Source organism: Aquaspirillum soli (assembly GCF_054781915.1).
Genome location: NZ_BAAGTM010000009.1, coordinates 20,804 through 43,241 on the forward strand (window position 1 = coordinate 20,804; position 22,438 = coordinate 43,241).

The following is a 22,438-nucleotide window of genomic DNA, read 5'->3' on the forward strand; positions in this document are numbered from 1 at the left end:
AAAAATTGATTTTGATCCAATCACACGGCTTACAGTGCCGCTAACACAGCATCGCCCATTTCACGGGTACCGACGCGGTGGGTGCCAGGTTCGTAAATATCACCGGTACGCAGACCTTGTGCTAACACGGCCTTCACTGCGTTTTCGACACGCTGTGCCGCTTGTTCCTGATTGAAGGTATAGCGCAACATCATGGCAGCAGACAGAATCGTTGCCAGCGGATTTGCCACCCCTTTGCCAGCGATGTCGGGTGCCGAACCGTGGGAGGGTTCGTACAAGCCTTTGTTATTGGCGTCGAGTGATGCCGAAGGCAACATCCCAATCGAACCGGTTAACATCGAGGCTTCATCGGACAAAATATCGCCAAACATATTGCCGGTAACCATCACGTCAAACTGTTTTGGCGCTTTCACCAGCTGCATAGCCGCGTTGTCCACCAACATGTGGGTCAGTTCGACTTCCGGATATTCTGGTGCCAATTCGGTCATCACATCGCGCCATAATTGGGTGGTTTCCAGCACATTCATTTTGTCCACCGAGCACACCCGCTTGTTGCGCTTCATCGCCGCTTCAAACGCCACCCGACCAATACGGCGGATTTCGCTTTCGGTGTAGTGCATGGTGTTGTAACCGAAGCGTTCGCCATCGCGCACTTCTACACCGCGTGGTTGACCAAAGTAGATATCCCCCGTTAATTCACGCACGATCAGAATATCCAAACCGGCGACAACCTCAGGCTTGAGGGTAGAAGCATTCGCCAGTTCAGGATACAAAATAGCCGGGCGCAAATTCGCAAACAGGTTCAAGTCTTTACGAATCGCCAACAAACCGCGTTCTGGACGGAGTGGACGGTCGAGGGTGTCGTACTGTGGCCCACCGACTGCGCCCAATAAAATTGCATCCGCTTCGCGAGCCAATTTTTGCGTCACATCGGGATAAGGCTGACCATATTGGTCATACGCCGCCCCACCCAAAGGCGCTTCTTCCATTTCAATCGGCAAACCGTCACTACGCAGGGCGTCTAACACCCGCTTGGCTTGTTCAATAATTTCTGGGCCAATCCCATCACCCGGTAAAACAGCAATTTTCATGAGCAGTGTGCTTTCGTTGAATCAGCCAGTTAGGCGAATAACCAAGGTTGTTGCTGACGTCGCGCTTCTTCATAACGACGGATTGCTTCAGCATGGGCCAACGTCAAACCAATTTCATCCAAACCATTTAATAAGCAATGTTTGCGATGTTCAGTGATGTCGAACGCGAACGAAGTACCGCCGGGAGTGGTGACGGTTTGTTGTGCCAAATCGACGGTGAGGGTATAGCCGTCTTGGGCTTCACATTCACGGAATAGCTGATCGACCGCTTCGGCGGCTAAGACAATCGGCAACAAACCGTTTTTGTAACAGTTGTTAAAGAAAATATCGGCAAAACTTGGGGCAATCACAACGCGAAAACCGTAGTCTTCGAGTGCCCAAGGTGCATGTTCACGGCTCGAACCACAACCAAAGTTTTCGCGGGCTAACAGCACTTGCGCACCCTGATAGCGTGGAAAATTCAGCACAAATTCAGGATTGCGTGGCCGTTGGCTGCAATCTTGACCGGGTTCACCGTGGTCGAGATAACGCCATTCATCAAACAAATTCGGGCCAAAACCAGAGCGTTTGATCGATTTCAAAAACTGTTTTGGAATAATGGCATCGGTATCGACGTTAGCGCGGTCGAGTGGGCAGACAAGGCCATTGAGTTGCGTAAACGCTTTCATAGTGTTTTCTCTCAGAACTGGCGGATATCAACAAAGTGGCCACTGATTGCGGCAGCCGCAGCCATCGCAGGACTAACCAAGTGGGTCCGTCCACCCTGACCTTGGCGGCCTTCAAAGTTGCGGTTAGATGTCGAGGCACAGCGTTCACCCGGCTCGAGACGGTCGGCATTCATGGCCAAGCACATCGAGCATCCCGGTTCACGCCACTCGAAACCAGCAGCCAAGAACAGATGATGCAAGCCTTCCTGTTCTGCTTGTGCTTTCACATTACCCGAACCCGGTACCACCAAGACCTGTTTCACTGAGGGCGATTTTTGCCGGCCTTGAATCACGGCAGCTGCCGCACGTAAATCTTCAATCCGAGAATTGGTACAGGATCCAATAAACACCTTATCAACAGCAATTTCGGTAATCGGGGTGTTGGCCTGTAAGCCCATATAGTTCAAGGCGCGCTCAATGCTGCCCTTTTTCACCGGATCGGCTTCTAAAGCCGGATCGGGCACGCGGCCATCGACCCCAATCACCATTTCAGGCGAAGTCCCCCATGTTACCTGAGGCACAATCTCGGCAGCAGGCAATTCCACCACGGTATCAAACTGTGCGCCTTCGTCAGAATGCAGGGTATTCCAATACGCGACAGCAGCCTCCCATGCCTCTGCTTTTGGCGCAAAGGGACGGCCCTTGACGTATTCAATGGTTTTTTCATCCACTGCCACCATGCCAGCACGCGCACCGGCTTCGATCGCCATATTACACAAGGTCATCCGGCCTTCCATCGACAGGCTACGAATGGCTGAACCTGCAAACTCAATCGCATAACCGGTGCCGCCAGCGGTACCAATTTTACCGATGATGGCCAAGGCCACATCTTTAGCCGTCACGCCAGCGCCTAAATCACCCTCGACACGGACTAACATCGATTTCGATTTTTTCGCCACCAGTGTTTGTGTCGCTAAGACATGCTCGACTTCTGAGGTACCGATACCGTGAGCCAAGCAGCCAAAGGCACCGTGGGTCGACGTATGGCTATCACCACACACCACGGTCATCCCCGGCAGGGTTGCGCCTTGTTCAGGCCCAACTACGTGCACGATCCCTTGGTTGATATTTTTGAAGGGGAAATACGCTAACGCGCCCACTTCGCGGATGTTGGCATCCAACGTTTCCACTTGTTGCCGTGAAATAGGGTCGTCAATGGCTGCCGTCCCTTCCGCTTTATCCCAATCAGTAGTCGGGGTGTTGTGGTCGGCAGTAGCGACGATGGAAGAAATTCGCCACGGTTTGCGGCCAGCCAATTTTAAGCCTTCAAAGGCTTGTGGGCTGGTCACTTCGTGTACCAAGTGACGATCGATATATAACAGCACAGTGCCATCGGCTTCTTCGCGGATGACATGACTGTTCCAAAGCTTGTCGTAAAGGGTGTAGGCCATGATAGGGGATGCTTCTGTCAATATTCTCCGAACCGCAGATTATTGCATGAGCCAGTGCGCTGCACCAGACTGCACCCCTATCGAGCATTGACCATTGCAGGCGGAGGGCGTACATTGCTTGACAGATTTTCACTCACCCAACACCCGCTTATCTTTGCTGAAGCGGGTTTTTTTGTTATGGCTTATGGTTGCTGATTTATTTCAACGTTCGGCAAGTTTGCGTGAAATGCGTGCTTTGCTGGCCTTGGCATTACCGATGATGGTGGCGCAAATTGCCCAAGTCGCCACCGGTTTTGTCGATACCGTCATGGCTGGGCGCGTCGGGACGGCTGATTTGGCAGCGGTGTCGCTCGGTTCAAGCATTTTAATCACCGTCACCATCACGTTTGCGGGTTTGTTGATGGCCTTAAATCCCATCATCGCCCATCATTTTGGCGCACAAGAACATCAGCGGATTGGTAGCAGTTTTCGGCAAGGTTTGTGGATGGGCTTGGCACTTGGCGTGATCGGTTTATTGTTAACATTGGGGCTGGCCTATACTGTCCCCGCCATGTTGGGCGTTGAAAGCCAAGTCGCAGAACAAACCAAAATCTATCTGATTGGAGCCGCACTCGGTGTACCGGGATTTCTATTATTTCGGGTATTCCATGCCACCTCATCCAGCCTGAATCACACTAAACCGATTATGGTGGTCAGTGTTTTGGCGTTGATTTTGAATGTTCCCCTGAATTATTTCTTTATTCATGGTTGGTTTGGACTGCCAGCACTCGGAGGGGCAGGTTGTGGCTGGGCAACAGGACTGGTGTTTTGGTTTTCTGCTTTGGCACTCGGGGGCTATGTGGCATGGGCGGCACCTTATCGCGGTTTTAAGCTGTTTCAGCAGATGGAGTGGCCAAACCTTGCTCAACAGCGCAACATCATCCACCTTGGGGCCCCCATTGCACTGTCGTTCTTTCTCGAAGTCAGCGCATTTAGCTTTGTCGCACTATTCGTGGCACAACTCGGCACTGTCGTCGTTGCCAGCCACCAAGTGGTGATCAATGTCTCTAGCCTGTTGTATATGATCCCACAAAGCCTTGGCACCGCATTGAGTGTCCGCGTCGGGCAAGCCATCGGTGCTGGTGACTATCAAGCCGCCCGTTTTAAAAGTCGGGTCGGGGTATTGGCTGGGCTGTTATTGGCATTGCTTACCGCCTTGCTGATTTTGTTGGGGCGTGAAGGCATTGCCCGTGGTTACAGCCCCGACCCACAGGTGATTGAATTGGCAAGTGCATTGTTACTGTTTGCCGCTTTATTTCAGATTGTCGATGCCACACAAACCATTGCTTCGGGTGCCTTGCGTGGTTATAAAATCACCACCATTCCGATGGTCATTCATGCCGTTTCATTTTGGGGCGTGGGATTGGGTATGGGTGTGTGGTTTGGCTTATATCTGCCCCCAATAGCTTCACTTGGTCTCGACGGGCCATTGGGCGCGCATGGTTTTTGGTTGGCACTGACCATTAGCCTGACTGTTGCCGCCATTTTATTAGTGTCTTACTTAAACCATATCAGTCGCCAGCGCTTACACCGCCAGCGTCACACCACTGCCTAGCCATGACGATGTTAACGCCAATTTTTGATGCTGATTTACAGCCTTACAACAGCTTTGGTTTTGCCTCACGGGCAGAGCGTTTATTCACCCTCACGCAAGCGGAACAACTGCCTGCCTTGCTTGCCGATCATGGCTTTCGTCACGGCCCACGTTGGATTTTAGGTGGAGGCAGTAATGTATTACTTCCTCCCTATTTGGCCGGTACCGTTGTGCTGATGTCTGTCAAAGGCATTGCCTTACTCAGCGAAGACGATCAACAGGTGAAGATCCGCGTCGCAGCAGGAGAAAATTGGCATGAGTTTGTGCAATTTTGTCTGGCTCAAGGATGGTATGGCCTTGAAAACCTCAGCCTGATTCCGGGTACCGTCGGTGCAGCACCGATACAGAATATTGGCGCGTATGGAGTGGAAGTCGGGCAATGGATTGAGACTGTCGAATTTATCGACTTAGAGAACGGACAAACCCACCGTTTATCGGCAGCGGCATGTCAGTTTGCCTACCGCGACAGCATATTTAAACGGCAATGGCGACACCGCGCGTTGATTACCGCAGTCGAGTTTCAACTGTCTAAACACGCCCAACCACGCTATGACTACGGCGATCTTAAACTCGTGCTACAACAGTGGGACACCATCACACCACAGGCCGTCGCACAGGCGGTCATGACTGTCCGCCAAAGTAAGCTACCCGACCCAAAACAGTTAGGCAATGCCGGTAGTTTCTTTAAAAACCCACTGGTGGATGATGCAACGTTACAGCGTTTAATCGCCCAACACCCTACCCTCGCCCACCACGGTAACAAACTGGCCGCAGGTTGGTTAATTGATCGGGCTGGTTTGAAAGGCTATCGGCAAGGGCCAGTCGGGGTGCATGAAAAACAAGCGTTGGTGTTGGTCAATTACGGCGGTGGCAGTGCAGCGGACATCATGGCGCTGGCCGAGCATGTGCAGCACACCGTCGCTACATGCTATGGCGTGCTGTTAGAACGTGAACCGGATGTGATGGGCAATTCGGTTTAAGGCAAGACTTTGCTACGGAAACTGTCGTGACAGGATTTACAGCTTTGCGCCACTTCACCATAGCGTGCCCGTAGGGTTGCTAAATCGGCTTGGGCGGTGGTGGCTTGGTGCAAAGCTTTTACACGCGAAGAAAATAGCTGTTGTTCTGCCTGAAAATCAGCCGCTTGGGTCCAAATCTCGGCTTTTGCACGGGTTTTACCGCGATCGGAACCGGGAGGGAAGTATTGCCACGGGGTGTTGTGGCTATTGAGCAGCGCCAACGCATGTTGTTGGAAAGGCTGTGCTTGATAGGGCTTTGCCCCACGAATCATCATCCCCATCGGTTCGAACGCCCGCAGGATTTTTTTAAATTCAGCTTGCCGCGTCGCCACCGGATCGTTAGCCCAAGTTAAAGGGGCCAATAAAGTACTCGTCAGCAACACCACTACCGTTTTTTTCCACATGACAAACTATCCTGAATAAACAACAACGGCCCTTAAACAAAGTTAAGAGCCGTCGTAAGACATTGAATGGCCATTGTTTAAGGCAATGGCAGCATTCGATTATACCGTGTCGCGGAAGTTCCGGCGTTGGCCACCACCGCCACCAAAGCTACGTGGTGCACGGCTATCGTGGCCTTGACGCTGACCACCACCATTGCTGGAGAAACGACCACCTTCGCTACGATGGCTGCTGCCTTCGTTGCGATGACCGTGCGCTTCGCGATGGCCAGAGAAACCACTGCGGTTGCCGCCGTTACCAAAACCGCCGTGATGTTGACCATCAAAACCAGCGCGTGGTTGACCATCGAAACCGCCACGGCCTTGACCGTATTCACGACGGCCACTGTTGTTGCCGTCTTCGGTACGACGAGCACCGCCGCCAAAACTACGTTCTTGACCAAAGTTGCGTTCGGTTGTGTTGCGTTCACCGCTATAGCTACGGCCTTCGCCACGTGGCGTACGGGTAACATCACCAGCAAAGCCTTGGCTGTCGCGTGAACGTTTCCAGTCACCATCACCACCGCGTGGAGCGCGATCTTGGCCACCCGAGAAACCACGGCTTTGACCTTTGCTAAAGCCACTGCCTTGACGCTTACCAAAACCACCACCGCCACCACCTGGTTTACCACCGCGACCAGCGGCAGCAGGGGCAGGACGGAAACGGGCTTCTAAGCCGTTGACTTGCAATTCTTCTAAGCGTTGGCCAATGAAACGCTCGATGCGTTTTAATGGACCGACATCGATACGACCGACTAAGGAAATCGCGACGCCTTTCGCACCAGCACGACCGGTACGACCAATGCGGTGGACGTAATCTTCAGCAAATTTTGGCAAGTCGAAGTTAAAGACATGGCTGATACCCGCAATATCCAAACCACGCGCTGCCACATCGGTAGCAACTAAGATATCGCAGTGGCCACGTTTTAAGCTGTCAACGGTACGTTGACGGTCACGTTGGCGCATATCGCCATGCAATGCCGCTGCACGGATACCGCTGGCGTCTAATTCATTCGCCAGTTGGTCACAATCGCGTTTTGTTGCGGTGAAAATAATTGCCTGACGCACTTCATCACTTTGCAAGAAGTGGTCTAACAATTTGCGTTTGTGTTCCAAACCGTCGGTGTAGCACAGTTTTTGTTCGATGTTTTCGTGGCGTTCAGTGCGCGCAGCAATTTCAATCGTGGCAGGATCGCGCAGCAAGTGAGCAGCGAAATCGTTCACAGTGTTGTTCATGGTGGCGGTAAAGAACACTGTTTGGCGTTCTTTTGGCAGTTGTTCTGCAATCGCCAACACGTCATCAGAGAAGCCCATATCTAACATACGGTCGGCTTCGTCGAGGACAAATGTATCTAAGCGGCGGAAGTCAACCACACGCGCTTCGATCAGATCCAACAAGCGACCGGGAGTTGCGACCAACACTTCTACTGGACGCGACAAAGCTTCACGCTGAGCACGGAAAGGCATCCCACCCGTGACACACAGGGTGAACACACGGCTCATTTCACGAGAGAACATGCGGGAGGCGTCAGAGACCTGCTGCGCCAATTCGCGAGTTGGTGTCAACACCAAAATACGAGGGCCACGGCCTTGACCACGTACGTTTTCGCTTAAGCGATGCAGCGCAGGCAACATAAAGGCAGCCGTTTTACCGGTACCGGTTTGTGCCGATGCAATCAAGTCTTTACCTTGCAACAGGTAAGGAATCGCTTGAACTTGAATAGGTGTTGGTGTTGTCAGGTTATTTTTGGTCAGAGCAGCAACAATACGTGCTTCAAGACCCAATTCGGTAAAAGAAGGTACAGCGGTATCAGCTTGGGAGGAGGTAATAGTTTCTACGGTCGAAAAATCGGACACAAGATTTCCTTAAAAGGGCAATAAGTCAAGTGGGCGCCCAGCGCCAAGCACGGCGTCATGCTGAACTTAGACAATACGGTGAGCGCACTCGAACACAACGTGGAGTGACAGCTAATAAACCGGAGGGTCGTCTACAGGTTCCAAAAGACGGTCGGCAAATACATCGATGCCAACCAAAGTGCCGAATCAAGAGAAAATCGACGGGGGGCCAGATATCGATGAAGCGTTGCAATAACGCAAGCTGAGCAAAACGAACACGCATTATTAACGAATCTCGGACAAAAGGCAAATAGAAAATATCATTAGGACACATATTTATTTTTGTTTTGCAATTGTTTTACCAATTTCTGGGGAAAAAGCCGCTGCCATTTTTCAAGTAGAAAAGGCAAATTCTGCGTTGAGCACATGGGACATCGAGTCTAGACAGACTGCATCACCATCCCCCTCGGCAAATGCAACTTTATCTTGGCAGATCTGACCAATACAATTGACGGTCTTTTGTCTTTATCTTTGAGTCTCTGCCACATGGTCAACGCTGCTACGGTTTTTAACCTGCACCAACCCTTTCCACCTGCCGGTGATCAACCTCAAGCGATTGCACAACTCTATGCTGGTTTGCAGCAGGGCTTGGCGTATCAAACCCTGCTTGGTGTCACGGGATCAGGCAAAACCTACACGATGGCCAATGTGATTGCACAGACCGGGCGGCCGGCGTTGGTGATGGCGCCCAACAAAACGCTGGCAGCACAGCTCTACGCAGAAATGCGCGAATTTTTCCCTAACAATGCGGTGGAGTATTTCGTTAGCTACTACGACTACTATCAACCTGAGGCTTACGTCCCCAGTCGGGATTTGTTTATTGAAAAAGATTCACAAATCAACGAACACATCGAACAAATGCGGCTGTCGGCCACCAAATCCTTGTTGGAACGGCGCGATGTCGTCATTGTGGCCACAGTCAGTGCCATCTATGGCATCGGCGATCCCAGCGACTACCACCAGATGATTTTGTATCTACGGGAACAAGAAAGTCACAGTCGCCAAAGTATCATCAGCCGCCTCACCACCATGCAATATGAACGTAACGACAGCGATTTCAGCCGTGGCTCGTTCCGCGTGCGTGGCGACATTATTGATATTTTTCCGGCAGAACATGCTGAATTGGCCGTTCGAATTTCGCTGTTCGATGAAGAAGTCGAAAGTCTTCATCTATTCGATCCCCTCACTGGCCATATTAAACAACGAGTGAGCCGTTTTACTGTCTTCCCCTCAAGCCACTATGTCACACCACGCGACACAGTGTTACGCGCTTGTGAAGCGATCAAACTCGAGCTGAATCAACGTCGACGGCAATTTGAACAAGAGGGCAAATTGGTGGAAGCGCAAAGGCTGGAGCAACGAACCCGTTTTGATTTAGAAATGTTGTACGAGATGGGCTTTTGTAAGGGGATTGAAAACTACTCGCGCCATCTTTCCGGCAAGCCGGCTGGCTCGCCGCCACCGACGCTATTTGATTATCTGCCCCCCGATGCCTTGCTATTTATTGATGAATCCCACGTCACGATTCCACAAATTGGCGGGATGTATCGCGGTGACCGCGCACGGAAAGAAAATTTAGTGGAATATGGCTTTCGCTTACCGTCGGCGATGGATAACCGCCCATTACGGTTTGAGGAATTTGAAAGTTTGATGCCACAAACCATCTTTGTTTCTGCCACCCCCGGGGTATATGAAAATGAGCACAGCGGCCAAGTGGTCGAACAATTAGTGCGGCCAACCGGCCTTATCGACCCAGAAGTGATTGTGCGGCCGGTATTAAGTCAAGTGGATGATTTAATGAGTGAAATCACCTTACGTGTTCAACAAGGTGAGCGCGTGTTAGTAACCACTTTGACTAAGCGAATGGCAGAACAGCTCACCGACTATTACAGCGAACATGGCATTAAAGTGCGCTATCTCCACTCGGATATTGATACGGTAGAACGGGTTGAGATTATTCGAGACCTGCGGCTTGGGGTATTTGATGTCTTAGTTGGGATTAACTTATTGCGTGAGGGTTTGGATATCCCCGAAGTCAGTCTGGTCGCGATTTTAGATGCAGATAAAGAAGGTTTTTTACGCAGTGAACGCTCTTTGATTCAAACCATTGGCCGAGCAGCGCGGCATTTACACGGAACGGCCATCTTATACGCCGACCGCATCACTCCTTCGATGCAAAGAGCGATGGAAGAAACTGCCCGACGCCGCGAAAAGCAACAACAATTCAACATCAAGCATGGCATTGTGGCACGCGGGGTAGCGAAGAAAATCACCGATATGATTGATGGGGTTTACGCCGCCGAACCGGCGGCACGTTTTGAAGCCAATAGCAGTGTCTTAGATGAAAAAACGCTGGCTAAGCGGATTAAAGATACAGAGAAGGCGATGTTAGAAGCGGCACGCGACCTGCGCTTTGAGCAGGCCGCTGAGCTGCGGGATCAACTGCGCCAGCTCAAGGCGCAGTTGTTTCAAGGCGATTAGCGTTTCAGTTTAGCCAATGCCTCGGCCATCGCTTGATTGCGCGGCGGGGCGTTGTCTCGTGATGCAGGTTTTGCTGCAGCACGCGCACCCTCGCTGCGGCGATTGCCCCCTTGACGAGCAGTCGCCGGTGCCCCTAGTTCATCGTCTAAGCGCATGGTTAAGGCAATCCGTTTACGCACCACGTCCACCTCTAACACCTTGACCTTGACCAATTGCCCTGCCTTGACCACTTTACGCGGATCGCTGACAAATTGGTGTGATAGCGCGGAAATATGTACCAAACCATCCTGATGCACACCAATATCGACAAAAGCACCGAAGTTAGCCACATTGGTGACCACGCCTTCCAACACCATGCCCACCTGCAAATCGGTCAGCGACTCCACGCCCTCGGCAAACGTCGCGGTCTTAAACTCGGGGCGGGGATCACGTCCGGGCTTCTCTAATTCGCGCAAAATATCAGCTACCGTGGGCACACCAAAACGCTGGTCAGTGAAATCCTGTGGGCGCAATGTTTTGAGTAATTGACTATCACCAATCACAGTTTGGATATTGCGCTGGACCGTCGCCAAAATTTTTTCGACGACAGGATACGCTTCTGGATGCACTGCCGAAGCATCGAGAGGATTGTCTCCTTGCATAATGCGCAAGAAACCCGCCGCTTGTTCAAACGTTTTTTCACCCAAACGCGGGACATCGAGTAGCTGTTTGCGGCTGCGGAAGGCACCATGTTGATTGCGCCACTGCACAATATTATTCGCCAAGGTGCTATTCAATCCTGATACCCGCGTCAACAGTGGCACCGAAGCCGTATTGACATCCACCCCAACCGAGTTAACACAGTCCTCGACCACGCTATCCAAAGATCGCGCCAAACGCGAAGGATTAACATCATGTTGATACTGGCCAACACCAATCGATTTTGGGTCGATTTTGACCAGTTCAGCTAAGGGATCTTGTAAGCGGCGGGCAATCGATACTGCCCCACGCAAGCTGACATCCAAATCAGGGAATTCTTTCGCCGCTAATTCACTGGCCGAATACACCGAAGCCCCCGCTTCAGACACCATCAATTTATGCAGCTTATAGTCAGTTTGACACTGCGCGACCAACTCAGCAGCCAATTTATCCGTTTCGCGACTGGCCGTGCCGTTACCAATCGCAATCAGTTCAACACGGTGTTTTTTCACCAATGCCGCCAACACTGCCAGCGATTTATCCCATTCTCGACGCGGTTCGTGGGGATAGACGGTTGCCGTATCCAACAGTTTGCCCGTGCGATCAACCACCGCCACCTTCACGCCAGTCCGAATACCGGGGTCCAGCCCCATCGTGACACGAGGCCCTGCAGGTGCCGCCAGCAACACGTCTTGCACATTACGTGCAAACACCTGAATTGCCTCGGTTTCAGCCTGCTCACGCAAAGTTTGAATCAGTTCCAACTCCAACGACAAAAACACTTTAGCGCGCCAGCATAGGCGAACCGTATCAAGTAACCAACGGTCGGCTGGGCGGCCTTGGTCACTGATGGCAAAGTGCTGGGCTATTCTTTGTTCGTAATAGCTGCGCTCAGTCACCGGTGTGTCTTCTGGTTGATACTGCACCGCAAGGGTGAGTACCCCTTCATTGCGTCCACGCAACATCGCCAGTACGCGATGCGAAGGAAGGGTTTTAAGTGTTTCTTGATATTGGAAGTAGTCAGCAAATTTAGCACCGTCTTGTGCCTTACCTTCGACACAACGCGCCACCAAGACGGCATGCTGCCATAGATGTTGGCGAAACTCACCCAGTAACTCGGCATTTTCAGCAAAACGGTCAATCAAAATTGCACGCGCACCATCGAGTGCAGCTTTTGCATCAGCCACGCCTTTATCGACGGCAATAAAGGGCTGTGCCGCTTGTTCTGGTGATTGTGAAGGATCGTCTAACAGAGACTCTGCCAATGGTGCCAACCCCGCCTCACGTGCGATCTGTGCTTTGGTGCGGCGTTTGGGCTTATAGGGTAGATATAGGTCTTCTAACGTCGTTTTGTTTTCCGCCGCATATAAAGCAGCTTCCAACGCAGGTGTCAGTTTTTCTTGTTCACGAATGCTGTTGAGGATGGTCTCGCGGCGGTCATCCAGCTCGCGCAAGTATTGCAAACGCTCTGCCAATTCACGCAACTGGGTATCATCTAGTCCCCCAGTGGCTTCTTTACGATAACGCGCAATAAAGGGAACCGTGGCCCCTTCATCCAATAAACCAACGGCAGCAACGACTTGGGGCTCACGAACATTGAGTTCGGAGGCCAAACGATGAGTCACACTAGGCAGCATAATCATTTCAAAAAAGGCCGCCGCCTCAGCGCGTAGCTAATAACGGGGCTTGGGCAGAAGACAACAAGCCTTGGAGTTCGGCTCGTAATTGGGCAGGACTCAGACCATCGCGTTCACGCAGGCGACGGCGCAGGCCATTGAGGGTGTATTCCTCATCGACTAACAAGGTACGCAAACGGCGTGCAATCAACACTTCATGATGTTGATAATAGCGACGTTGTGCCATGCTGCGACGAGGTTGTAGGGGTAGGAAAACGCTTTCCCACTCTCGTAATTGTTCAACACTTACCCCTGCTAACTGCGCCACTTCACCGACCGTGAAGTAGCGCTTGGCAGGAATAGGCGGCATCTTAGCCACGGGCTGCGCCATGATGATCCTCTACCATTCCCTTGAGTTTTTGGCTGGCATGGAAAGTCACCACCCGACGGGCAGTGATTGGAATTTCTTCGCCAGTTTTTGGATTACGGCCTGGACGCTGTGGTTTATCACGCAATTGAAAATTACCAAAACCGGATAATTTGACCGATTGTCCCTCTTCAAGCGCCAGTCGGATTTCTTCGAAAAACGACTCTACCATATCCTTAGCATCACGCTTATTCAAGCCAACTTTATCAAATAACAAATCCGAGAGTTCCGCTTTAGTCAGCGTCATAACAATCCTCAATACAATGGTAAAAATATACCCCACCACCGGTATGATTTGACATACCGGTGCCTGAATCAATTTAGGCAGGGGACATTACAGACGGAGCTGAGCGGCATGGCTGTTTGCTGCAGCCGCGATCAAATCTTGCATCACAGAATCTACTTCTGCATCTGTGAGCGTGCGGGCAGTATCCTGCATTAACACCTTGAAAGCAAGACTCTTTTTCCCTTCTTCCACGCCTTTACCACGATAGACATCGAACAAAGCAATCTCTGTCACCAAGTGGGATGCTGCAGCGCGCAATGTGGTTGCCAAAGCATCCACTTCTAGCGTATCTGCCACCACCAAAGCCAAATCACGACGTACAGCAGGGAAACGCGACACGGCTTGGGTTTGGATGGTGTGTCGTGCTAACAGCGGCTGTAAATCAAGTTCAAAGTAGATGGGCGCTGCCACTAAATCGTATTTCTGTACCCATTGCGGATGCAGTTCGCCCAAAATACCGACCACTTTGTCGTCAAGCAACACCTCAGCACAACGACCCGGATGGAGGGCTGGATGAGCTGCGCGGCGGAAAGTCAGTTGCCGTGGTGAGAACAAGACTTCGATATCCGCTTTGACATCAAAGAAATCGACTTTTTCTGCTTGATAAGACCACTGCTCGGCAAAGCGAGTGCCATACGCCAAGCCTGCCAATTTTTCGGGTTGTTCGACTTCACCAGTGGCCGTTTTGAGAAAAACACGCGCCATCTCAAATACGCGAACTCGGTTTTGTTTGCGTTTGAGATTGTGGCTTAAGGTATCGAGTAAGCCACCTAACAAGGTCGAGCGCATCACGCTCATCTGGCTGGCAATCGGGTTGATCAAACGAATCGGCGTCGTATTGGCGGCAAAATCGTTTTCCCACTGCTCATCAACAAAAGCGTAGGTCACCACTTCTTGATAATCGCGCTGCACCAATACCCGGCGCAATTCCGCCCGTGGAGTCTGCTGTTCCGGCAATGGCAACATTGCCAAACGGCCACGAATATTGTCAGCGGGGATGGCATCATAGCCATACACACGGGCGATTTCTTCGATGAAATCTTCCTCAATCGCCAAATCAAAACGTGCTGCTGGTGGAGTGATGATAAAACTATCGGCCTGCTGTTCAAACGGCAAACCTAAGCGGGCAAAAATTGCTGCCATTTCAGTTGCAGTCAACGACATGCCTAACACACGGTTCACACGGTCAACTCGCACAGCCACGGGCTTGCGGGCAGGCAATTCCGTCACTTGTTCCACCACTGGCCCTGCCACGCCACCGCAAATGTCAATGATTAAAGCCGTTGCCCGTTCCATCGCCTCAGCTTGTAGCGTGAAATCAACGCCACGCTCATAGCGGAAGGAAGCATCCGAGCTAAAACCTAATCGACGAGCACGGCCAGCAATGGCTTCTGGTGCAAAGAACGCCGATTCGAGAAACACAGCCGTCGTGTTGTCATCTACTTCACTATTTGCCCCACCCATCACACCTGCCAATGCCACTGGCCCAGTTTGGTCGGTAATCAACAGCATGTCAGCATCAAGAGCAATTTCTTTACCATTCAGCAACGTCATCCGTTCACCAACCTGTGGCAGACGTACCTCGATATCGCCCTGTAGTTTGTTGTGATCGAAGGCGTGTAAAGGCTGCCCCAACTCAAGTAGCACAAAATTGGTGACATCCACAATCGCGGAAATTGAACGCACACCAGCACGTTCAAGGCGTTGCTTCATCCATGCTGGTGTTGGCGCTTGGGCATTAACTTGTTCAATCACGCGCCCGAGGTAACGACCGCACGCCGCCCCCGCTGACAATTTCACCCCACGTTGACTGGTGATCGTCACCGGAGCAGGGGAAACAGTAGGTGCCTGCAATGGGGAAGCAGTCAGGGCTGCCACTTCACGAGCAATGCCACGAATACTTAAACAATCGGCACGGTTTGGGGTGATTTTCAGTTCAATAACGGTGTCGTCTAATGCCAAGTAATCGCGCAAATTGACTCCAACTGGCGCATCTTGCGGCAATAACAATAAGCCATCGACACCGTCGGGAATACCCAATTCTTGGCCAGAACATAACATGCCATTTGATGCCACACCGCGCATTTTAGTGGCTTTGATTTTGAAATCACCCGGCAAAAGGGCACCCAAAGTTGCACAAGGGACTTTTGCCCCTTCGCTGACATTGGGTGCACCACACACAATTTGTTGCAACTCGCCGGTGCCAATATCGACTTCACACACACGCAGACGGTCGGCATTTTCGTGCTTACGCACAGATTTCACTTCCGCTACCACCACGCCAGAAAAAGCGGGAGCCGCTGTAGTGTGTGATTCAACCTCTAACCCTGCCATGGTCAACAAATGACCCAATGCCTCGCTCGCCAAGTTGGGGTTGACCCACTCACGCAACCATTGTTCTGAGAATTTCATATTATCGTCCTTGCTGACCCACGATTATTGGAATTGCTTAAGGAAAGCCAGATCGTTTTCAAAGAATAACCGCAGGTCATTCACGCCATAACGCAACATGGCAAAGCGATCTAGGCCGATGCCAAAGGCAAAGCCAGTATATTTTTCAGGGTCGATATTGACGTTACGCAATACATTGGGATGCACCATGCCACAGCCACCCACTTCGAGCCAGCCACGCTCACCCAAGACATCAATCTCTGCAGATGGCTCAGTAAACGGGAAGAAAGAAGGACGGAAACGCACTTGCAGATCATCGCGCTCGAAGAAACGACGCAAGAAATCGGTCATGGTCGCTTTCAAGTCGGCAAAACTGACCCCTTCATCTACCCATAAGCCTTCCATTTGGTGGAACATCGGCGAGTGAGTTGCATCTGAGTCAACACGATAAACCCGACCGGGTGCAATGATTTTAATTGGGGGCTGGTGTTGCAGCATGTAGCGAATTTGGATGGGGGACGTGTGGGTACGCAACACATCGCCACCTTCGACATAGAAGGTATCCGCCATCGCACGAGCAGGATGATTTTCTGGGATATTTAAAGCTTGGAAGTTGTGAAAATCGGTTTCGATTTCTGGCCCATCCGCGACTTCAAAGCCCAAAGAACGGAATAGACTGGTAATGCGTTCTAAGGTCAGGGTCACTGGATGCAGACCGCCCTGACGCAAACCACGGCCAGGTAAGGTGACATCTAAGGCTTCTGCTGCCAGTTGTGCGGCAAGCTGAGCTTCGGCTAGGGCCTCACGACGAGCAGCAATCGCCGCCTCAACTTGTTGTTTGGCTGCGTTAATCGCTTGGCCAGCTTGTTTCTTTTCTTCTGGAGGTAATTTACCTAATTGTTTTAATAATTCGGTAATTTCACCTGATTTGCCGAGATAACGCGCTTTGACCTGCTCAAGGGTCACGACGTCTTGTACCTCATTGAGCGCAGCTAAAGCAGCGGCAAGAAGAGTATCAATAGAACTCATGTTAGATCGCTATCGTCGAGAAAGGAAATAAGAGAAAAACGGAAATTAACAACACTTCACGGCAAAATGCCACCACACTCTAGCGTCAAGCGTTGTTCACGATTAAAACCACACGGGGATAAAAAAAGGGAGGCAAAGCCTCCCTTCTCTGATGCTTTCGATTAAGCTGCGAGGCTGGCTTTGGCTTTTTCAACCAATTGAGCAAACACTGCTTTTTCGAACACAGCCAAATCGGCCAACACTTTACGGTCGATTTCAATTGCAGCTTTTTTCAGGCCGTTCATGAATTTGCTGTATGGCAAACCGCACTCACGTGCAGCTGCGTTAATACGTGCAATCCACAATTGACGGAACTGACGCTTGCGTTGACGACGATCGCGGTAAGCGTATTGACCGGCTTTCATCACCGCCTGTTTGGCGATGCGATAGACGTTTTTACGACGGCCGCGATAGCCTTTGGCTAAAGCAAGAATTTTTTTGTGACGAGCACGGGCGGTAACACCGCGTTTAACGCGAGGCATAAATTAACTCCTTAAGCGTAGGGCAACATAGCACGAACGGAAGCCATATCGCTGGCATGTACCATGGTGGTACCGCGCAACTGGCGTTTGTTCTTCGTGGTTTTCTTGGTCAGAATGTGGCGTTTGAAGGCCATTGAGCGCTTCACACCACCGTTACCCAACACTTTCAGGCGTTTTTTCGCACCCGATTTGGTTTTCATCTTTGGCATGGGAATAATCCTACAACCTATTTTTTTAGATTCGGCACAAGGTGGTCGATGATCGACACTTAGTCACCTTTGCGCCCCGCTTTTGTGCGAGAGATAACCCTTTCTCGCAAAAACCAGAGCGGCAGGTTGCCCTGCCGCACCAGTTAATTCTTACTAGAACGCTGTCAGATTATTTTTTCTTTGGTGCCATGACCATGACCATCTGACGGCCTTCCATTTTGGGGAACTGCTCGACAACGCCGTATTCCGCCAAATCAGCTTCCACCCGTTTTAACAAGGCCAAGCCTAATTCTTGGTGAGCCATCTCACGCCCTCTAAAGCGGAGCGTGATTTTTGCTTTATCACCTTCGTTCAAGAAGCGAGTCAGATTACGCACTTTAACGTTGTAATCACCGTCGTCGGTACCGGGACGGAATTTCACTTCTTTCACTTGAATCTGTTTTTGCTTGAGCTTAGCTTCGTGCTTACGCTTGCTTTCTTGGTATTTAAATTTACCGTAGTCCATGATCCTGACAACAGGCGGCTGGGCATTCGGTGCAATTTCAACCAGATCTAACTCTAACTCTTCTGCTTTCGCAAAAGCCTCACGTAAATTCACGATGCCGAGTGGCTCGCCTTCATTTCCTACCAAACGAACTTCACGGCCAGTAATTTCGCCGTTGATTCGTGGTTCGCGTTCCTGAGCGATGGCAATTCCTCCAAACTTAAATCTTATTGTGCTGCGCGTTTTTGGGCGGTTTCTGCTTTCATGCGTTCGATAAACGCATCTAAAGACATTTGACCTAAATTTTCACCCGAACGGGAACGAACAGCGACCAAGTTGTCTGCTTTTTCTTTGTCACCCACGATTAACTGGTATGGCAACTTTTGCAGACTGTGTTCGCGGATTTTATAGTTAATCTTCTCGTTTCTCAAGTCAAGTTCAACACGCAGCCCTGCCTGACGCAGCTTTTGTGCAACGTCACGGGCATAATCTGCCTGAGCTTCCGAGATATTAGCCACCACCATTTGCAATGGTGCCAGCCACATCGGGAAAGCACCGGCATAGTGTTCAATCAAAATACCTGTGAAACGCTCTAACGAACCAAACAAGGCACGATGTAACATCACTGGTCGTTTTTTCGTATTGTCTTCAGCAACATAGGCAATATCAAAACGCTCTGGCAAGTTCATATCGACCTGCAAGGTGCCACATTGCCAATCACGACCGATGGCGTCACGCAAAACAAATTCTAGCTTCGGCCCATAGAATGCCCCTTCGCCAGGGAACAACTGATAAGGCATACCCATGCTTTCTAAAGCACCGGCTAATGCGCCTTCTAATTTGTCCCATACTTCATCTGAACCGATGCGATTTTCTGGGCGAGTCGACAGTTTGATGATGACATTATCAAAACCAAAGTCTTTATAGATGTCGAGAATCAGCTTCACGACATCGCGACATTCGCCTTCCATCTGCTCTTCGGTACAGAAAATATGCGCATCATCTTGCGTAAAGTGACGCACACGCAACAGGCCATGTAATGCACCAGAAGGTTCGTAGCGATGCACTTTACCAAACTCAGCCATACGCAAAGGCAAATCGCGATAGCTCTTCAAGCCTTGGGCAAACATCGACACCGCACCGGGACAGTTCATCGGCTTGAGCGCATACACTCGCTCATCCTCAGTGGTAGTGGTGTACATGTGGTGATGATAGTTAAACCAGTGGCCGGAGATTTCCCACAAGCTGCGATCCATCATATCGGGGGTATTGACCTCGACATAGCCGGCTTCTTCCTGACGGTCGCGCATATAGTTAATCAGGCTGTTGAATAAACGCCAGCCTTTAGGATGCCAAAACACTGCACCAGGGGCTTCATCTTGCATGTGGAACAAGTTGAGCTGTTGGCCTAATTTGCGGTGGTCGCGTTTCTCGGCTTCTTCCAGCATGTGCAAATAGGCTTCTAAGTCTTCCTTTTTCGCCCATGCCGTGCCGTAGATACGCTGCAACATTTCATTTTTTGCATCACCGCGCCAATAGGCACCCGCCACTTTCATCAGCTTAAACACTTTTAAGCGACCGGTGGAAGGCACGTGCGGGCCACGACAGAGATCAGTGAACAGCCCTTCGGTGTACAACTTGATTTGTTCGCCTTCAGGAATCGCAGCAATCAACTCACATTTGTAGTGTTCGCCCTGTTCTTTGAAGAAAGCAATCGCTTCATCACGGCTCACCACACGGTGAGAGACGGGAATATCTTGTTTTGCCAATTCCGCCATTTTCTTCTCGATGGCTTCAAGGTCATCTGGCGTAAATGGGCGAGTGTAGGCAAAGTCGTAGTAAAAGCCATTTTCGATCACAGGGCCGATGGTCACTTGTGCTTCAGGAAACAGACTTTTTACGGCAAAGGCTAATAAATGTGCGGTCGAATGGCGGATAACATCGAGGCCTTCACTGTCTTTGTCTGTGACAATAGCAAGGTCGGCATTCTGTTCAATCAAAAACGAGGTATCAACCAATACCCCGTCCACACGACCAGCAAGGGCAGCACGAGCCAAGCCCGCACCAATTGACGCGGCCACCTCAGCAACCGTTACCGGCTGCGCAAAAGAACGGATCGAACCGTCCGGCAAGCGAATATCAGGCATGATGTCTCCAGCGCACCCAGTGCGCGTGTATTCAGGAAATAACCATTCAGAAGAAAACGACAGACGAAAAAAAAGTGCGGCCGGAGCCGCACTTTTTCGAGAATTGCCTCAAATGGCCCAACCATGTCAGTTTATGGGTGGGTAGTGGTAGTTCGCACAGCCATTTGAGTTATCCTTTTTGGAATTTTGGTAGGCGCGATTGGAATCGAACCAACGACCTCCACCATGTCAAGGTGGCGCTCTAACCAACTGAGCTACGCGCCTGTCGTTGAGAGACACGAACTATACAGATGCCGTTTAGGGAACGCAAGCCCTTTTTGAAAAAATTTTCACTTAAGGGGAGTGGGGTATACTTGTCGGCTAATTTTTCAGCAAGCTTGCCCTTGATAACATGCTCAAATTTTCCGTCAAAAAAACCAGCACCGGTGGTGCGCGGCGTGGCACCTTAACCTTAAACCACGGCACAGTCGAAACGCCTGTCTTTATGCCAGTCGGTACTTATGGTTCGGTTAAGGCAATGAGCCCAGCCGATTTACACGCCATTGATGCACAAATCATCCTCGGCAATACTTTCCACTTATGGCTACGCCCTGGCCTAGACGTGGTGGAACAGTTTGGTGGATTGCACCGCTTTATTGGCTGGGATAAACCGATTCTGACCGATTCTGGTGGCTTTCAGGTGTTTAGTTTGGGTGAATTGCGAAAAATCACCGAGGAAGGAGTCACCTTTCAATCACCGATCAATGGTGACAAATTATTCCTATCGCCAGAAAAGTCGATGGCGATTCAAAAAAGCCTTAACTCAGACATCGTGATGATTTTTGATGAGTGCACCCCAGGCCAAGTTGATCATCAACGTGCCGCTGAATCGATGCGTTTATCGCTACGCTGGGCAAAACGCTCCCGTACTGCCTTTGATGAACAAGAAAACCCGAATGCCCTGTTTGGTATTATTCAGGGTAACCTTTACACCGACCTACGCCGTGAATCATTGGCAGGGTTGATGGAAATTGGGTTTGATGGTTATGCGATTGGAGGGTTGTCAGTCGGTGAGCCTAAACCCGAGATGTACCGCATGTTGACAGAAATGAAAGACATGCTGCCAGCAGACAAACCACATTATCTGATGGGAGTCGGCACACCAGAAGATCTCGTGTATGGCGTATCACAGGGCATCGATATGTTTGATTGTGTGATGCCCACTCGCAATGCGCGCAATGGTTGGCTATTTACCCGTTTTGGTGATCTAAAAATTCGCAATGCCCGCCACAAAAACGATGAACGTCCGCTTGATGAGAGTTGTGATTGTTACACCTGCCGCCATTTCAGCCGCGCCTACTTACATCATCTGCACCGTGCCGGTGAGATTTTGGGCGCACACTTAAACACAGTACACAACTTACATTACTATCAACAGCTGATGAAAGAGATGCGGAATGCAATTGAGGAAGACCGCTTTGACCACTTTGTGACCGAGTTTCATCACAACCGTGCCCGTGGGACAGAATAAGTCATCCATCGCAAGCCGATAGATTTTCCAAAACAATCACCGTTACAATTCTTGTTTAATTTGCATTTTTCCCTCAAGGAGCATTGAGTCTCATGTTGTTCATTACCCCTGCTTACGCTAACGCTGCTGCCCCTGCTGGTATCGATTTCATGCAATTTTTGCCGATGATCGGTATTTTTATCTTGTTCTGGTTCTTATTGGTGCGGCCACAACAGAAAAAGGTAAAAGAACATAAAGCCATGCTCGAAGCGCTGCAAAAAAATGATGAAGTTGTCACCCAAGCCGGTATTGTGGGTCGTATCATCAAGCTGGAAGAACAAAATGTCAGCTTGGAAATCGCCTCTAACGTCACCATTCAAGTGCGCCGTGACGCGATTGGGATGAAACTGGAAAAAGGCAGTTTCAAACCTCAATAAGGGTTTATGAGCTTGTAACGTGTTTCTTTCGAGACAAGCTCATCCTTCGGGCCTGCCATGTTTTCA

General features: G+C 50.6%; 19 protein-coding genes and 1 tRNA gene. 5 read left to right on the forward strand and 15 right to left on the reverse strand.

What is annotated here, in order from left to right; genetic code table 11:
* Nucleotides 1-29: 29 nt before the first annotated feature.
* From leuB to leuC, 3 genes are read right to left on the reverse strand one after another with little or no spacing between them, the layout of a single operon-like run.
* Entirely contained in the window at nt 30-1,091 is a 1,062-nt protein-coding gene (leuB, locus tag ACYVJG_RS09030; RefSeq protein ID WP_460430771.1) for a 3-isopropylmalate dehydrogenase, read from the reverse strand.
* Nucleotides 1,092-1,120: 29 nt separating this feature from the next.
* Nucleotides 1,121-1,759 (reverse strand): 3-isopropylmalate dehydratase small subunit, encoded by a 639-nt coding sequence (leuD, locus tag ACYVJG_RS09035; protein ID WP_460430772.1) that lies wholly within the window; start codon nt 1,757-1,759, stop codon nt 1,121-1,123.
* A gap of 11 nt (nt 1,760-1,770) precedes the next feature.
* Entirely contained in the window at nt 1,771-3,192 is a 1,422-nt protein-coding gene (gene leuC / locus ACYVJG_RS09040; RefSeq protein WP_460430825.1) for a 3-isopropylmalate dehydratase large subunit, read from the reverse strand.
* 169 nt (nt 3,193-3,361) lie between these two features.
* Between leuC and ACYVJG_RS09045 the strand changes: the two genes are divergently transcribed.
* Together ACYVJG_RS09045 and murB are read left to right on the forward strand one after the other, a co-directional pair.
* Nucleotides 3,362-4,783, forward strand: coding sequence for an MATE family efflux transporter (locus ACYVJG_RS09045; protein ID WP_460430773.1), 1,422 nt, complete (start codon nt 3,362-3,364; stop codon nt 4,781-4,783).
* An 8-nt stretch (nt 4,784-4,791) separates the two neighbouring features.
* On the forward strand, nt 4,792-5,802 hold the full coding sequence (murB, locus tag ACYVJG_RS09050; protein WP_460430774.1) for a UDP-N-acetylmuramate dehydrogenase: 1,011 nt from the start codon (nt 4,792-4,794) through the stop codon (nt 5,800-5,802).
* Here the strand turns inward: murB and ACYVJG_RS09055 are convergent.
* Both ACYVJG_RS09055 and ACYVJG_RS09060 read right to left on the reverse strand, forming a co-directional pair.
* On the reverse strand, nt 5,799-6,245 hold the full coding sequence (locus ACYVJG_RS09055) for a c-type cytochrome (protein WP_460430775.1): 447 nt from the start codon (nt 6,243-6,245) through the stop codon (nt 5,799-5,801). The two genes, murB and ACYVJG_RS09055, sit on opposite strands and share 4 nt — an antisense overlap.
* Before the next feature lie 99 nt (nt 6,246-6,344).
* A complete protein-coding gene (locus tag ACYVJG_RS09060; RefSeq protein WP_460430776.1) occupies nt 6,345-8,138 on the reverse strand; it encodes a DEAD/DEAH box helicase in 1,794 nt (597 codons plus the stop codon).
* A gap of 525 nt (nt 8,139-8,663) precedes the next feature.
* On the opposite strand from ACYVJG_RS09060, the gene uvrB reads away from it, so the two are divergent.
* Nucleotides 8,664-10,658 carry an excinuclease ABC subunit UvrB gene (uvrB, locus tag ACYVJG_RS09065; protein ID WP_460430777.1) on the forward strand — a complete coding sequence of 665 codons (1,995 nt, stop codon included), beginning with the start codon at nt 8,664-8,666 and terminating at the stop codon, nt 10,656-10,658.
* Here uvrB and ACYVJG_RS09070 read toward each other — a convergent pair.
* The 10 genes from ACYVJG_RS09070 to ACYVJG_RS09115 form a co-directional block, all read right to left on the reverse strand.
* Nucleotides 10,655-12,973 carry a Tex family protein gene (locus ACYVJG_RS09070; RefSeq protein ID WP_460430826.1) on the reverse strand — a complete coding sequence of 773 codons (2,319 nt, stop codon included), beginning with the start codon at nt 12,971-12,973 and terminating at the stop codon, nt 10,655-10,657. The genes uvrB and ACYVJG_RS09070 overlap by 4 nt on opposite strands.
* Nucleotides 12,974-12,998: 25 nt before the next feature.
* Nucleotides 12,999-13,343, reverse strand: coding sequence for a MerR family transcriptional regulator (locus ACYVJG_RS09075; protein WP_022653087.1), 345 nt, complete (start codon nt 13,341-13,343; stop codon nt 12,999-13,001).
* A complete protein-coding gene (locus tag ACYVJG_RS09080; RefSeq protein ID WP_022653088.1) occupies nt 13,324-13,626 on the reverse strand; it encodes an integration host factor subunit alpha in 303 nt (100 codons plus the stop codon). Before ACYVJG_RS09080 ends, ACYVJG_RS09075 begins: the two co-directional genes overlap by 20 nt.
* Before the next feature lie 87 nt (nt 13,627-13,713).
* Nucleotides 13,714-16,077, reverse strand: a complete 2,364-nt coding sequence (pheT, locus tag ACYVJG_RS09085; protein WP_460430778.1) for a phenylalanine--tRNA ligase subunit beta — start codon at nt 16,075-16,077, stop codon at nt 13,714-13,716.
* Between the two features lie 24 nt (nt 16,078-16,101).
* Nucleotides 16,102-17,085 carry a phenylalanine--tRNA ligase subunit alpha gene (gene pheS, locus ACYVJG_RS09090; RefSeq protein WP_022653090.1) on the reverse strand — a complete coding sequence of 328 codons (984 nt, stop codon included), beginning with the start codon at nt 17,083-17,085 and terminating at the stop codon, nt 16,102-16,104.
* A 161-nt stretch (nt 17,086-17,246) separates the two neighbouring features.
* Nucleotides 17,247-17,606: a 50S ribosomal protein L20 gene (rplT, locus tag ACYVJG_RS09095; RefSeq protein WP_022653091.1), complete on the reverse strand. Its 360-nt coding sequence runs from the start codon at nt 17,604-17,606 to the stop codon at nt 17,247-17,249.
* Nucleotides 17,607-17,617: 11 nt separating this feature from the next.
* Nucleotides 17,618-17,815 (reverse strand): 50S ribosomal protein L35, encoded by a 198-nt coding sequence (gene rpmI / locus ACYVJG_RS09100; RefSeq protein WP_022653092.1) that lies wholly within the window; start codon nt 17,813-17,815, stop codon nt 17,618-17,620.
* A gap of 169 nt (nt 17,816-17,984) precedes the next feature.
* A complete protein-coding gene (gene infC / locus ACYVJG_RS09105) occupies nt 17,985-18,530 on the reverse strand; it encodes a translation initiation factor IF-3 (RefSeq protein WP_444541696.1) in 546 nt (181 codons plus the stop codon).
* Complete coding sequence (gene thrS, locus ACYVJG_RS09110) at nt 18,527-20,446, reverse strand: threonine--tRNA ligase (RefSeq protein WP_460430779.1); 1,920 nt, start codon at nt 20,444-20,446, stop codon at nt 18,527-18,529. Before thrS ends, infC begins: the two co-directional genes overlap by 4 nt.
* Nucleotides 20,447-20,633: 187 nt before the next feature.
* A tRNA-Val gene (locus ACYVJG_RS09115) sits at nt 20,634-20,710 on the reverse strand.
* Between the two features lie 127 nt (nt 20,711-20,837).
* Between ACYVJG_RS09115 and tgt the strand changes: the two genes are divergently transcribed.
* Together tgt and yajC are read left to right on the forward strand one after the other, a co-directional pair.
* The gene (gene tgt, locus ACYVJG_RS09120; protein WP_460430780.1) at nt 20,838-21,956 is read left to right on the forward strand and encodes a tRNA guanosine(34) transglycosylase Tgt; all 1,119 of its coding nucleotides are present in this window, start codon (nt 20,838-20,840) and stop codon (nt 21,954-21,956) included.
* A gap of 92 nt (nt 21,957-22,048) precedes the next feature.
* Nucleotides 22,049-22,372 (forward strand): preprotein translocase subunit YajC, encoded by a 324-nt coding sequence (gene yajC, locus ACYVJG_RS09125; RefSeq protein WP_460430781.1) that lies wholly within the window; start codon nt 22,049-22,051, stop codon nt 22,370-22,372.
* Nucleotides 22,373-22,438: the final 66 nt, after the last annotated feature.